The 13,642-nt window shown below is 61.9% G+C and carries 13 protein-coding genes; 9 read left to right on the plus strand and 4 right to left on the minus strand.

The features are described from left to right. Position 1: 1 nt before the first annotated feature. Positions 2–721: an AzlC family ABC transporter permease gene (locus LAT62_RS01955; RefSeq protein ID WP_293378125.1), complete on the minus strand. Its 720-nt coding sequence runs from the start codon at positions 719–721 to the stop codon at positions 2–4. A gap of 164 nt (positions 722–885) precedes the next feature. On the opposite strand from LAT62_RS01955, the gene LAT62_RS01960 reads away from it, so the two are divergent. The 7 genes from LAT62_RS01960 (at position 886) to LAT62_RS01990 (ending at position 7,196) form a co-directional block, all read left to right on the plus strand. After that, the gene (locus LAT62_RS01960; protein WP_293378370.1) at positions 886–1,506 is read left to right on the plus strand and encodes a LysE family translocator; all 621 of its coding nucleotides are present in this window, start codon (positions 886–888) and stop codon (positions 1,504–1,506) included. A gap of 266 nt (positions 1,507–1,772) precedes the next feature. Further along, positions 1,773–1,895, plus strand: a complete 123-nt coding sequence (locus LAT62_RS01965) for a hypothetical protein (protein WP_293378128.1) — start codon at positions 1,773–1,775, stop codon at positions 1,893–1,895. A 143-nt stretch (positions 1,896–2,038) separates the two neighbouring features. Then, positions 2,039–2,803 (plus strand): outer membrane lipoprotein-sorting protein, encoded by a 765-nt coding sequence (locus LAT62_RS01970; protein ID WP_293378131.1) that lies wholly within the window; start codon positions 2,039–2,041, stop codon positions 2,801–2,803. 25 nt (positions 2,804–2,828) lie between these two features. Beyond that, positions 2,829–4,073 carry an ABC transporter permease gene (locus tag LAT62_RS01975; RefSeq protein WP_293378134.1) on the plus strand — a complete coding sequence of 415 codons (1,245 nt, stop codon included), beginning with the start codon at positions 2,829–2,831 and terminating at the stop codon, positions 4,071–4,073. 5 nt (positions 4,074–4,078) lie between these two features. Further along, positions 4,079–5,302: an FtsX-like permease family protein gene (locus tag LAT62_RS01980; RefSeq protein ID WP_293378137.1), complete on the plus strand. Its 1,224-nt coding sequence runs from the start codon at positions 4,079–4,081 to the stop codon at positions 5,300–5,302. An 11-nt stretch (positions 5,303–5,313) separates the two neighbouring features. Further along, positions 5,314–6,045, plus strand: coding sequence for an ABC transporter ATP-binding protein (locus LAT62_RS01985; RefSeq protein ID WP_293378140.1), 732 nt, complete (start codon positions 5,314–5,316; stop codon positions 6,043–6,045). Then, the gene (locus LAT62_RS01990; RefSeq protein WP_293378143.1) at positions 6,042–7,196 is read left to right on the plus strand and encodes a hypothetical protein; all 1,155 of its coding nucleotides are present in this window, start codon (positions 6,042–6,044) and stop codon (positions 7,194–7,196) included. The genes LAT62_RS01985 and LAT62_RS01990 overlap by 4 nt, the downstream gene beginning before the upstream one ends. Here LAT62_RS01990 and LAT62_RS01995 read toward each other — a convergent pair. From LAT62_RS01995 to LAT62_RS02005, 3 genes are all read right to left on the minus strand, one after another. Continuing rightward, positions 7,174–8,403, minus strand: a complete 1,230-nt coding sequence (locus tag LAT62_RS01995; protein ID WP_293378146.1) for a CynX/NimT family MFS transporter — start codon at positions 8,401–8,403, stop codon at positions 7,174–7,176. The two genes, LAT62_RS01990 and LAT62_RS01995, sit on opposite strands and share 23 nt — an antisense overlap. A 79-nt stretch (positions 8,404–8,482) precedes the next feature. Next, positions 8,483–9,055 (minus strand): hypothetical protein, encoded by a 573-nt coding sequence (locus tag LAT62_RS02000; protein ID WP_293378149.1) that lies wholly within the window; start codon positions 9,053–9,055, stop codon positions 8,483–8,485. After that, positions 9,055–10,116: a DUF3179 domain-containing protein gene (locus LAT62_RS02005; RefSeq protein WP_293378152.1), complete on the minus strand. Its 1,062-nt coding sequence runs from the start codon at positions 10,114–10,116 to the stop codon at positions 9,055–9,057. Before LAT62_RS02005 ends, LAT62_RS02000 begins: the two co-directional genes overlap by 1 nt. A gap of 127 nt (positions 10,117–10,243) precedes the next feature. Between LAT62_RS02005 and LAT62_RS02010 the strand changes: the two genes are divergently transcribed. Together LAT62_RS02010 and LAT62_RS02015 are read left to right on the plus strand one after the other, a co-directional pair. Further along, a complete protein-coding gene (locus LAT62_RS02010; RefSeq protein ID WP_293378155.1) occupies positions 10,244–11,374 on the plus strand; it encodes an App1 family protein in 1,131 nt (376 codons plus the stop codon). A gap of 29 nt (positions 11,375–11,403) precedes the next feature. Further along, positions 11,404–13,635 carry a patatin-like phospholipase family protein gene (locus tag LAT62_RS02015; RefSeq protein WP_293378158.1) on the plus strand — a complete coding sequence of 744 codons (2,232 nt, stop codon included), beginning with the start codon at positions 11,404–11,406 and terminating at the stop codon, positions 13,633–13,635. Positions 13,636–13,642 lie beyond the last annotated feature (7 nt).

Genomic DNA, 13,642 nt, shown 5'->3' on the forward strand with positions numbered 1-13,642 from the left:
GTCATGGTGCGGACTCTTCGCTGCGCAGGCGCAGCCAGGGACGGATCAGCGCGCCCGAGATCATACCCGTCATCATGGCAACATGCGCCGGGTAGAACAGGCTGCACAGCAGCGTCACGGCCGCAGCCAAGGCCACGACTGGCCACAGTGCTCGCTGGAACGCACTGGCCAGCAGCGCAATAAACAGACCCGGCAGCACGAAATCAAGCGCATGGCTTATCAGACTCTCCCCCTGGCCCAGTCCGACACCCAACCAGGCGCCCAGAGCTGTGCCGCCCACCCAGGCACCATAGGCCCCCATGGCCACGCCAAGCGTCCAGGCCGGGGAAACCGGTGCACGGGCTGACTTTGCCATGGCCGTAGCAAACACCTCATCGGTCAAACCAAACGCCAGCGCCGGCAGCAAGGGGCCGGGCCGATGCTGCAGCCGGGAGAGCAGAGCAGGGCCGTAGAACAGATGTCGCAGATTCAGTACCCAGACGGCGATCAGTGCAGCACCGGCGCCACTGCCGGCGGCGAGCATGCTGACCAGAATAAACTGGGCCGCACCGGCGAACACAATGAGGGAAATCAACAGCGTCTCCCAGGCCGTCAGGCCTGCCTGAATGCCGACAACCCCGAAGGAAAAGGCCATGGGCGCATAGCCGATGGCCAGTGGCAGGCTGGCACGAAGTCCGGTAAGCAGAGAGAAGGGCGCTGGAACCGCAGTAGAGTGAGTCATCGAGCGGATTATCAGAGATAGCACTGGCCACGGCAAGTCTCCGGTCAGCCTGTCAGCATGAGTTGACGGTGCTTTGCTGCTGGCGGTGATGAAAGCGCTTGTCGCAGCGCTCATGCGTGCGCATGATGCCACACCTATATCGCCCTTGGAGTTGCGCGCCCGTGCTGAACCCGGCTCTGTTGTCCGCTTTCATTCCCACCTTCTTCTTCGTCTCCATTACCCCGGGGCTGTGCATGACGCTGGCCATGACATTGGGTATTACCATCGGGGTGCGGCGTGCCTTCTGGATGATGTGGGGAGAAATGCTCGGGGTGGCGACGGTGGTCATTGCGGCGGTCGCGGGCATAGCGGCGCTGCTGCTCACCATGCCCGAACTGTTCACGGTCCTGCGTTGGGCCGGCGGGCTCTATCTGATGTGGCTGGGTGTGCAGATGTGGCGCTCGCGGGGTCGCCTGGCCATTCCTGAAGACCTGGGAGAAGCAAAACAGGCCTCCCGCTGGCAGCTGTTTCTTCAGGGCTATGTGACAGCGGTCGCCAACCCCAAGGGCTGGGCCTTCACCATAGCCCTGCTGCCCCCGTTTCTGGATGCCAATCACCCCCTGGTACCGCAACTGCTGATCTTGCTGGCGCTGATCCTGATCATCGAATTTGTCTGTCTGCTGATATACTCGAGTGGTGGCAAGATGATGCGGGTATTTCTGCTGCAGGCGACCAATGTCAGAGTCATGAACCGAATCGCCGGCTCCCTGATGCTGGGTGTAGGGGTCTGGTTGGCGCTGTTCTAGGAAACAGGGGTGCGCAATGCAAAGCATTCCGATGGCCTATCGGTTGCCTCCGGGCATCCGCATGGAACAGATCGAGAATGACAACGGGCTGACCATGGCCTGTCTGGAAGCCGGCGATGCCTAATGCCGACACAGTTGCGCGTTGTGACTGGTTGCCGGACAGGGACCTGGCGGTTTATGCAGGCTTGCGGATCCGCCAGCTCTGCTGCTTTATTGCCGACGCATAGGACTGGGGTATTCACCAGATCCCCGGCGCGCTGGGCACCATGTCAGAGATCGCCTGTGCGGATTTTCGCGGCACTCGCCTGATCCCTGGAGCCGGCTACTGGGTGCAGCAGGAAGCGCCCGATCAGGTGGTGGCTGAACTGTTCGAATTTCCGGGCCGCTGAGCCAAATGCTGACTGATATTTTGTAAAGTCGTGACAATACTCACTGTTGATGGCCTCACCTTTCTGGTTTATTGATTCAGGTCAGTGCACAGCCTCCAGAGCTATTGCTGAATGGAGGGGTGCTCGCAGAGGGAGCTTTCAACATGACCAGAGCCAACAGATTCGTTCATGCCATCAAGAGAGCCGGCAGCCCTTTTCTGCTGCTGGGCCTGTTGATAGTCGCCACAGCCGCAAAGGCGGACACTTCGGCAGAGTCGTTGCTGGAACACCTGGATCAGTTGTATCAGCAGGATTCGGCACAGGCCACCCTGCGCATGGAAATCATCAACCCCGATTACGAGCGCACCCTGCGCCTGGAGTCCTGGTCGCTGGGCATGGACTTTTCGCTGGTGCGGGTGCTGGAACCCGCGCGTGACCGAGGGGTCAGCACGCTCAAGCGCGAGAACGAGATGTGGAACTACCTGCCCCGGGTCAATCGCACCGTGCGCGTGCCACCCTCCATGATGATGGGCAGCTGGATGGGCTCCGACTTCACCAACGACGATCTGATGCGCGATACCTCCTGGGCGGAAGAATATGACGTCAGCTTGAGCACCACGGACACTACTTATGAACTGACACTGGTGCCGCGCGAGCAGACGGTCACCGTATGGGGGCGGATGGAATTCAGTGTCGATCGGGACAGTCTGTTGCCTCTGGAGCAGCGCTATTTCAACGAACGCGATGAACTGGCCCGGATCATGACCTTCAGCGACGTGCGCGACTTCAATGGCCGGAGTCTGCCCTCGCGTCTGACGCTGGAACCGGCAGACAAGGACGATCAGCGAACCACCGTGATTTATGAGTCACTGGCTTTTGATGTGGACCTGACGCCGGACTTTTTCTCTCTGCAGAACCTGCGTCGCTAGAATAACCGAGGGAGAAGGACCACCCATGCTCCTGCTCAGACTGGCCTGGCGCAATGTACTGCGCAATCGCAGAAGAACGATACTGACCCTGCTCAGCATGGTGGGGGGCTATATCATTGTTACTCTGGTGCTGTCGGTCAATTATGGCTCCTATGATCAGATGCTGGAGCAATACACACGCGACAGCATCGGTCATGTGCAGGTGACCGCCGATGAGTATCTGGACCGACCCCGCCTGCAACGCACCTTACCGGTAGACGAGTCACTGCGCGGGCAACTGGCGCAGGCTCAGGGCGTGCGGATGCTGACACCACGGCTGGAAAGCGGGGCGCTGGCCTATGGTGAAGAACGCAGCCTGCCGGTTGAGGTGCGCGGTGTGGAGCCCGACCAGGAAGACCGCCTGTCACGTCTGGGCAACCGGTTGAGTGCGGGGCGCTACCTGAATGCCGAGCCGGATGAGTACGGACAGCATGAAGCCTTGATCGGTGCCCGAGTAGCGCGGCAACTGGCCCTGGCGCCCGGGGATGACCTGGTACTGATTGCCCAGGGTGCTGACGGCTCTCTGGCCAATGAGCTGTATACCGTGGTAGGCATCCTCGGCGATACCGAGGCGGTGGAGAGCCGCTGGGTGGTGCTGCCGCTGGCCGCCGCACAGGATTTCTATGTATTGCCCGATCAGGCCCATCGCTGGATCATTCTGGGCGCTGACTTCCAGCGCGCCGAACGGCTGGCCGCCTCGGTCAGGGGCAGCCTGGCCACCGACGCCCAGTGGGCCGACAGTGCGCTGCAGGTCAGCCCCTGGCAGGTCGTGGCACGGGAATTCTATGAAACCATGAAGGCTGATCAGCAAGGCGGCATGATCGCCAGCTACATCATTATCTTCCTGGTCTGCATCGGCGTGCTCAATACCATCCTGATGTCGGTCATGGAGCGCATCGGCGAATTTGGCGTGCTGAAAGCCATCGGCACACCGCCGCATCGCCTGTTCGGTATGATTGTGCTGGAGGCGCTGGTGCTCGCCACTCTGGCCTGCGCTCTGGGCTTTCTGCTCGCCTGGCCGATCAACCTCTGGCTGACCCTGGTCGGTATTCCCATGAGCGAACCGATCGAAGTCTCTGGCCTGTATTTCAGCCATTTCCGCGGTCGCATGTCATGGGGCATGTTCGCCATCCCCACCGCTCTGGTGTGGTTCACAGCGTTGCTCGTAGCGTTGTATCCGGCCATCCGGGCCGCCCGGCTGTCACCCCTTGATGCGATGCGGAGGCTGTAATGCAAATGACCTGGCAACTGGCGGCCCGCAACCTGAACCGCAACCGACGCCGCACGCTGCTGACCGGCCTGATTATCAGTCTGAGCACGGCGGCACTGATTCTCACTGATGCCTTCATTCTCGGCTTCACCGATACGGCCGTGCGCTCGGCCACTCGCATGTTCCCGGGAGATGCCCAGATCCATCAGTTGGACTACCTGGCCGAACGGGACGAAGCGCTGGTGATCGAAGCGCCCCAAGCCCGATTGTCGCAACTGGCCAGCGACCCCGAGGTGGTGGGCTACAGTCCGCGCGTAATGGCCTTCGGCATGATTTCCAGCGCCGCCGACAACCGCGCCACCCAGGTCATCGGCATTGATCCGGCGCAGGAGCGCACCGTGTCCCGGCTGGCGGATGCGATGGCCGAAGGCGACTATTTGGCGGGAGACGGTGCCGAGACCCAGTTGCTGATGGGGCGCCGGCTGGCTGAGCTACTGGACGTCGAGCTGGGCGACCGCATCGTCATCTCGGTGCACAACCAGGAATGGGGCGGAGCCGAGCAGGCGCTGTTCCGGGTCAGCGGCCTCTATGACTTCAACGCCCGCATGCTGGACGAAGAGACCGTGTTTGTGCTGCAGGCGCCGTTGCAAACCATGCTCGGGGTCGATGATGCCGTGCACGAAATCGCGCTGGCCCTGCGCACGCCGGCCCTGGCCAGTGATCCGGACCTGCCTTTGTGGCAGCGCCTCAGTGATGAGCAGGTGAAAGCGCAGGGCTGGACTACCCTGATGCCGCAACTGGCCGCCATGCTGGACATGACCCGCGCCAGCATGGCCATCATCGGCATCATGCTGTTCTTGCTCGCCGCTCTGGGGGTCACCAATGGCATCTTCATGTCCATCTATGAACGCACCTGGGAGATCGGTGTTCTGCTGGCCATTGGCACGCGACGTCTGGCCGTGTTCCGGCTGATTCTGACGGAGACGCTGTTGCTGGCGCTGGGCGCCATTGCCGCCGGCCTGGTGCTGGGCTGGCTGGCAACACTGACGCTGGGGGCCATTGGCATCGATTATGGCAGCATGGAATTGGGTGGCGTGGCCATGGCCGAGCAGATCCGTCCCCGCGCCAGCTGGGCCCAGTACAGCCTTTATCCGCCGGTTGTGCTGGCGCTGACCCTGCTGGCCGCCATGTATCCAGCCGCCCACGCGGCGCGGATTGTGCCGTCCCGCGCCCTGCACAAGAGTCTTTGAGGAGAGCCGTCATGCATGCAACCAAGCAGCGCACTGCAAGCGCCGACCCGGCAACCGGTGTGGTGTTCGAGACCCGGGAATTGAGCCGACACTACGGCAGCGGCGATACGCTGGTCAAGGCGCTGGACAAGGTCAGCCTGACCATAGCCCCTGGTGAGTTTACCGCCATTGTCGGGCCCTCCGGGTCAGGCAAGTCCACTCTGCTGCAGCTGATGGGCGGACTGGAGGCGCCGACCGCCGGTGAGGTCTATCTGCGCGGACAGGCCATTTCGTCAATGAGTGGCCGCGAGTTGTCTGACTTCCGGCGCGATCACATCGGGTTCATCTTTCAGGCCTACAACCTGATTCCGGTGCTGACCGCCGCCGAAAACTGTGAATACATCATGTTGCTGCAGGGCCTGCCCAAAGCTGAGCGGCAGGCCCGCGTTGAAAGCATGCTGACTCGGGTCGGGTTGAGCGGCAAGGCCGACCGCCGACCGGCCCAGTTGTCCGGCGGGCAGCAGCAGCGGGTGGCCGTAGCCAGGGCCATGGTCAGTCAGCCCGATATCATTTTGGCCGACGAGCCCACGGCCAATCTGGACTCCCAGACCGGCAGCGACCTGCTGGACATGATGCATGAGCTGAACCGCCGCGAGGGTATGACCTTCGTCTTTTCCACTCATGATCCGATGATCATGGAGCGCGCCAGTCGGCTGATTCAGTTGCGCGACGGCCGCATCGAGAGCGATGAGGTTCGCTCATGACGCGCTGGACAGGACCCGCTCTGGCCGGGCTGCTGCTGGCAAGTCCTTTCGTCGCAGCCGACACCGATGTCTGGATTGATCTCAATCTGGGGGTCGAGACTCTGACCGAGCCCACCGACCCGCTGGCCAACCCGACGCTGCTGCAGACCGCCGGCAGCCGCTTCAACCTGCTGTACAGTGCCGGCCCTGATGTGCGCCTCAATCTGCAGTACGGGCTGGCGCAGCGCTATCGTCTGCGCCAGGGGGCGGTACCCGGTGCTGGTTCAGACACCGCACTCGGGGCTGACTACCGATGGGAGGACCTGCCGGACAATCTGTACAGCTCGCCCGACGATGATCTGGTGCTGGCGCAGAACCTGGACCGTCTGAACGTACAGTATTTCAGCAGCAGAGGTGAACTCATTGTCGGACGGCAAGCCATCAGCCTGGGTCTGTCGCCGCAATTCTCACCGGTGGATGTCATTATGCCGGCGCGCATCAGCGCGCAGGAACGCAGCTATCGCCCGGGTGTCGATGCCGTGCGCTGGCGCCAGCCCTGGGCTTTCTTCGGTGAACTGGATCTGGGTTGGGTGCAGGGGGTGGATCAGGCGCTGTTTGTGCGCGCCTATCAGCAGGTAGACCGCTGGACACTGGAAGCGACGGCGCTGACCGTCAATCGATCAGAACACCTGCTCGGTGTCGGGGCGCAGACGGCGGCGGGTGAATGGGGGCTGTGGCAGGAGTCTGCCTGGCTGTTCAATGAAGACGACAGCGGGCTGCGCCTGACGCTCGGCGCCGACCGGCAGATCTTCGGGGATGTCTATGTGGTCAGCGAGTATCACTACAATCAACTGGGTTCTCGGCAACCGGATATGGCGGCGTTGGCCAGCGACTTCTACCAGCAGGGCCTGGTGGTTCCCTTGGGTCGACACTATGTCGGTGTTCAGGCCTCCGCCCCGGTAAGCGCACTGACTGATCTGCAGGCCGGGACCGTGGTCAACCTGGGCGACGAGAGTGCCCTGCTGACGGCCGGTTTTCAGCACAGCCTGACCAACGACAGCCGGCTTGAAGGTAGGGTGGGTGTGCCGGTGGCAACGCGCAGCGACGCTCAGGCATCGGAATTCGGTCTCTACCCGCTGACGGCGGCGCTCAACTGGTCGGCGACCTTCTGACCGCTTGCTCTGCAAGCAGTCGAGCCCGGTGTCGCGCCAGCAGGGCTGTGGCCAGCAGACCCCCCAGAGTCATGGCCCCGGTCACGCCCCAGGTCCAGTGCCAGCCACCGACCTGACTCGCCACCAGGGCTACCATCGGCGGCCCGATGAACTGACCAATGGAAGACCATTGCTGCATCCAGCCAACGGTCGATGAAATCGATTGTTCATCCGCCGCCAGTCGAACGGCCAGATAGAAGAGTGCGCCGGGAATCAGTCCGCCGCAGGCAGAAAACAACAATACGGCCAGGAACTGTCCCCAGCCCGGTGTCAGCAGGCCGAATCCGACCCAGGCACAGAGGCCCAGGGCAACAAAACCGGCGGCCAGCAATGTTTGCGCATTGACTCCCCGGTGCAGGCACTGGCCCGCCACCAGGTTGCCGGCGATGTTGACCAGTGCCACCATGGCCGTCATCACGCCGATTAGCCCCGGGCCATATCCGGCCTCGGTATAGAGGGTGGGCAGGAAGCCGACAACCGCAATCCACTGCCCGGAGTATAGGGCAAAGGTGATGGCGACCAGCCAGGGGCCGGGCCGGGTCAGTGTGCGTTGAATGCGCGTGCCCCAGGTCTGCTCCGGAAGGCCGGTTGCCGGTGCGTTGTCGGCGCTCCGGGGCACCCGCTGCCAGACGGCCCAGGCCAGCAGCAGCGACAAGGCCCCCAGCAGCAGCCACCAACTCTGCCAGCCAAAGGCATCCAGCCACAAGGGCCCGACCAGTAAGGCAGAGCCGACCCCCAGGCCCATATAGCAGCTCCACAGTGCCAGACGACGACTGAGCAACTCTGCAGGCACCAGGCGGCGTACCAGACCTGGCGCCGGAAGAACCACCAGCAGAAAACCCAGCCCCTCAACCGCGCGCAGCCACAGCAGGTGAGACGGCTGGCTGGCCAGTGCGCCCAGCAGGCTGCCCGCACCCAGCAACACCAGGCCAGTGAGTAAGGCGCGGCGCAGACCCACTGAGTCCGCCGTGGTGCCCATGACAATGCCCAGCGTGACGCCGGCCAGCATAACCATCGACAGCAGGAAGCCGCCGGTCACCAGATCCAGGCTCATTGCCTGTTCCAGTACCGGAATGGCGGGCGGCAGCTTGCCGATATGCAGGGCGGCACTGATGCCGGCCACAATCACGATGATGTCGGGTGGGATGCGTCTTGTCGTCACTGCCACACAGCGCCTGCTTTCGTACTTGTTAGGTCAGACAGGCAGTGTCGGTGCTTGGCGCTCGCAACGCAACAGGCGCCTTGTCTCAGGCCGGACCCAGTTTAAGCAGCTCGACATTGGTCTTCTGGGCCACCCAGATCAGCGAGCCGATCAGCAGCACCAGGGCCAGCGGAATCATCCACTGTATGGCCGTGATCAGGGCTGCTGTGGCCTGTATACCCAGCACCAGCAGCAATGTGGGGGCGCAACAGGCGCCACCGGCGAGCAGGGCGGGGATAAGGCCCAGCGTGCCGGTGGACCCATTGACTCTGCACGCGCGGGGTTGGCGCCAGGCGATCCAGGACAGGACCAGGTTGAGGCCAACCAGCAGCGAAATGATCAGCCCCAGCAGCAGATTGAGCGGCGACAGCAGCCAGGTGAACAGCGGTGTATGGATCACCGCAATGGCATCAAAGAGCAGGTAGCCGGTGCGTCGGAACATCAGCGCCGGGTCGGCCCAGAGCACGGCAAAGTCGGTGCCGGTGGGCAGGGTCAGGTTCTGAATGGCGAACAGGAACGCCACCAGATAAACCAGCGTGACGGCGACCAGACCGGCGCGCAGCCGTCGAATCTGCACCAGCAGCAGACTCACCTGCAACGTTTGCCACAGCCACTGCATTACCAGCCCCGCTCACTGTCCGGATAAACCGCGTTCCAGGCGAACCAGAAGGCCTCGATGGCGATGACCGGCGCCAGCGGCAGCTCATCGGCCGCGAAGTGCTCTCCGGAGTCCGGGTGATAGGCCTGACCGTCCTGCCAGGTGAACGACTGATCGGCAGCGCGCCGATAGATCCGCGCATTACCCAGGTCGGCATCATGGACGCCGACAAAGTGGTCGGTCTTGATCAGGCCTTCTGCCGCCAGTACTTCAAGATCGAAAACCACGGCCTGGTCTCTGGTGCGCGCCCCGGACACCATGTGCTTGGGGTGCAGGCTGTCATCCTCGGTCATCAGCGGAAACATCACCCGGTCACTGTTGTAGTAGCCCTGGGTCGGGTTGTAGCGGCCGTACGGATCACGACGATAGTCGCGCGCGAAACCGGTGCGGTCGCTGAGCAGTTCGGTGTCGGGGTGTTGAGCATACCACTCGCCCCAGGTCGTCCAGGTCAGGTTGATCTCCTCCAGTGATTCGCCCTGGCGCTCACCGGCAATGGCGGTGGCCGAGATCTGGGGCCACAGGCTGCCGGTGTCCCGGTCATACATGACCAGATTGCTGTTGATCAGCCGCCCGGACACACCCAACGTGGTGCTGCCGGTCTTGAATCCCTGCGCGGTGGCGGTCAGCGGACAGTAGGTGACGGCAATGTTCTCGCCACCAATCTCGTGATTGACGATCTCGTGCAGCACCATGATGCTGTGTGGATAGGCACGGACCACACCCTTGTAGGCCAGCCCGATCACCCTGTCATCGGGGTTCATGCTGTGTTCTGCCGCGGCGAGGAACTGTGGTTCGTCTATCGACGGAATGCCATCAGGCGGCGGGCCACCGGACATCATGCTGTCGGCAAAGGCTTCAAGGGCATGATGCAGCACCAGTGTCTGATCATGGACCGGCAACTGACCTTCGCCGGTACGCAATCCGGAAAAGGCCGGACCACTGGCCAGAGAGGCGGCTGAAAAAGTCAGTCCAAGCAGGGCGGCGCCTGCCTTCAGCGTGCGCTGGGTAATAGGGTTCAGCATGATTCAAAGGCCTCGCTTCAGCCGAAATTGAGTCATTGGACATGCAAGCGCTGATGAGGTTCCCTGGTCAGGCAGAACACTGCACTGAATTTGACAGCGCGGCGTCTCTGGGCGAGCCTGTTGCGCAATGCGCCTATTACTCACTGTATTTTTCCTGCTGGCTCTGCCGGCAGTTGCCAGTAACGAGATCGCTGGTGACCCGCCTTTGGGCGACGGTCGGCACTTCCTGACCGCCTATAACACCTATGCCTATCGAGAAACCGAAGCAGATGACCAGGATGGCTGGGTTGCCCCAATGCGGCTTTACGTTCATGAGCGTCGCCTGGTCACCGAGCGGGCAATGACCGCCATGGCCCGAGTCGCCTTCTGGCTGGACTCGCAAGAGGCAGCCATATTTCGGTCTCGCACCCGGGATATTGCCGCAGACAGTGAGTCTGGCCTGCGCCCCGAGATTCGCTTTGACAACGACCCTGAAGAGCGGGTGTACAGCGTGCGGGATGCCGAGGGCAATGCGCGCAGAACCCGGCTGAGCGGCACGGTGGACGGGCTCCTGACATTGCCGGAAGACCATGCCGAAACCCTGCTCTACGCACAGGGCAGCGAGTCTGGCTGGTTGTCGTTCAGGGTTTCCGCGGGACGTCATGAGGGCCGAGGCCGCGTCCAGTTGATTGAGCCGGAGGGTGTTTCGGTGATCTCGGACATCGATGACACCGTCAAGGTGACCGAGATGCCGGCAGGCCGACGCACGGTGGTGCGCAATATGTTTTTCAAGGAATATGAGGCGGCGCCTGGTATGGCTGAGCTATACAGCGAGTGGGATGAGGCCGCCTTTCACTATGTCTCCGGATCACCCTGGCAGCTCTACAACTCACTGTCCGGTTTCCTGTTCTCCGAGGCAGTGGGCTTTCCCAGGGGCAGCTTGCATATGAAAACAGTGCGCAAGAACCCTTTCAGTATCAATACCTGGCGGGATCTGAGTGAGCTGGCGAGCAATGAGAACGTCACCTTTGACCAAAAACTCGGTCAGATTGAACAGATATTGCGCCACTTTCCGGAACGGGAGTTCATTCTGGTCGGTGATTCGGGAGAGCGGGACCCGGATATCTACCGAGTGGTCCGGGAGAACTTTCCGGAGCAGGTCAGGGCCATCTATATCCGCGATGTGGTCAATGATCGCGAATTGCGGCCCGAGCGGCTCGACGGCATGGAAATCATCCCTGCACCTACTGTTCTGCATCGAAGTCTGCAGATTGACTGACCGGACTACACCATGACCAGAGAATTGTAATGCTCCTGAACAACAACAGCCCATCAGCGCGCTGCCTCTGCTGCCTTCTGGGGCTGCTACTGGGTGGATTGGCAACTGCTGAAGAGCGTGCCGATCCAGATCGCCCAGTGGTCGGTCTGGTCCTCGGTGGTGGCGGCGCCAAGGGCCTGGTGCATGTCGGTGCGCTGCGCGCACTGGAAGAACTGCAGGTGCCGGTGGATCTGATCGTAGGTACCAGCATGGGCGCCATTACCGGCGGTCTCTATGCTCAGGGCAATACCGCCGAAGACCTGGCCGAGTTGGTGCTGACGACCGACTGGCAGGCCCTGTTTGTTGACCAGCCCTCGCGCCCGCTGCTGAGCTCTCGGCGGCGTGCCGAGTCACGCGATCTGCCGTTTCAAGGCACGGTAGGCCTTGACCGGGATGGCCCCCAGTTCAGGCTTGGTCTGCTTCGCGGTCAGCGATTGCTGCCGACTTTGCGTTCGCATGGTGCGAACAGACCAGTGCCCCACGATCTTGACGACTTGCCGGTTCCCTTCCGAGCCATGGCCGTGGATATCGAGACAGGACAGACGATCGCTCTAGCGGACGGCGATATCAACAAGGCGATGCGCGCCAGCATGGCTATTCCCGGGCTGTTTTCTCCGGTAGAGATTGATGATCGGTTTCTGGTTGATGGCGGTGTGGTCAACAACCTCCCGATCAATGTGGCTCGCGAGATGGGAGCGGATATCGTTATTGTGGTCGATGCGGTGGGCAATCTGAAGCCGCTCAGCGACCTCAACTCGCCTTTTTCGGTCGTGGAACAGGCGCTGAACATAGTGATCAGGCAGGGGCAGGCCAGTCAGATGGAGGTGTTACTAGAAGACGACATCATGATATTGCCCCAGATCACTGAAGCCGGCGTATCCGGTGTTGATTTCGACCAGGGCCAGGTGGCTATTTCAGTCGGGGAGGCGGCTGCCATGCTCGAGGAGTCGAGATTGCGCGAACTGTCGGTCGATGAGGCGGAATGGGACGCGTGGCGCAGCGAACTGACTGCCTATCGGCAGCCTTTTCAGCCCGATTTCCTGACCCTCGACAATCAGACTGCATTGCCGGACGAGAGGCTTTGGGCCACGCTGACCGCGGAACCGGGTGAACATTTCGATGAGGCCTTGTTTCAGGAAGACCTGGGTCGTCTATACGGGCTGGGCTATTTCGAACAGGTGGACTATCAGCCGATCGAGGTCGACGGGGAGCAGGGTGCGCAGATTGTGGCCCATCCAAGTACCACCGGGCCGGGCTATCTGCGCTTCGGGCTGTCGCTGGAAGAGGGTTTCGAGCGCTATTCACGGTATACCGCAGCCGTCAGCTACCTGGAAACCGAAGTCAATGGCATGGGCGCAGAGTGGCAGGTCGACTTGCAGGTTGGCCAGGAAGCATTGCTGGGCTTTTCCTGGTGGCAACCTTTGCGGCGCGATGGTCGGGTTCACCTGACCCCCAGTGTGGCATTGCAACAGGATAACCTGAATCTCTATGACAGCCGGGGTGAAGCCGGAGGACGCTATCGGATACTCAGGGGTTTAGCGGGCGTGGCTCTGGGGTTCAACTGGGGTAATCGTGTGGACTTGCAACTGGACTATGTGGGCGGTGCCGGCCATGCGCAGACACTGTCACCGGGGCCGGGCCTGCCGGATGAGGGGCGCTTCAGTGTGGGCGCGGTGGGTGCGCAGCTTCTGGCAGACAGTCTGGACAGTGTTGTGTTGCCCCGGAAGGGGCACCTGTTGAAACTGCGCTATGAAGTCAGTGATCCGACAGTGGGTGCCGAGGCAGGCTTCCAGACTCTGGACCTGCAGTGGCAGCAGGCCACGACGTGGCGTCGCAACACACTGGTATCCAAACTGCGCTACAGCACAACGCTGGATGGTGAGTTGCCCTTCTATGCCACCTGGAAGCAGGGTGGTCTGTTGCAATTGTCAGCTTACAGCCCCCAGGAGCTCAGCGGACAGGCCCGCGTGCTGGGGAAGCTTGCCTACTGGCGCCAGTTGAATGACCTGCAGCGGTTTGGTGATCTGCCGTTCTTTGTGGGTGTTGCCGCGGAGACCGGCCAGGTGTGGCAGCAAGTCGAGGACCAGCAACTGGATGACCTGGTGATGGCCGGCAGTGTGCTGGCGGCAACAGAAACGCCTTTGGGCACCGGAGTTGTCGCCTACAGTCGCAACAGCGATGACCGCTCGGCCCTGGTCGTGGCCCTCAACCGGCCTTTCTGATCAAGCG

The sequence above is a fragment of the Natronospirillum sp. genome (assembly GCF_022565775.1).
Taxonomy (GTDB): domain Bacteria; phylum Pseudomonadota; class Gammaproteobacteria; order Pseudomonadales; family Natronospirillaceae; genus Natronospirillum.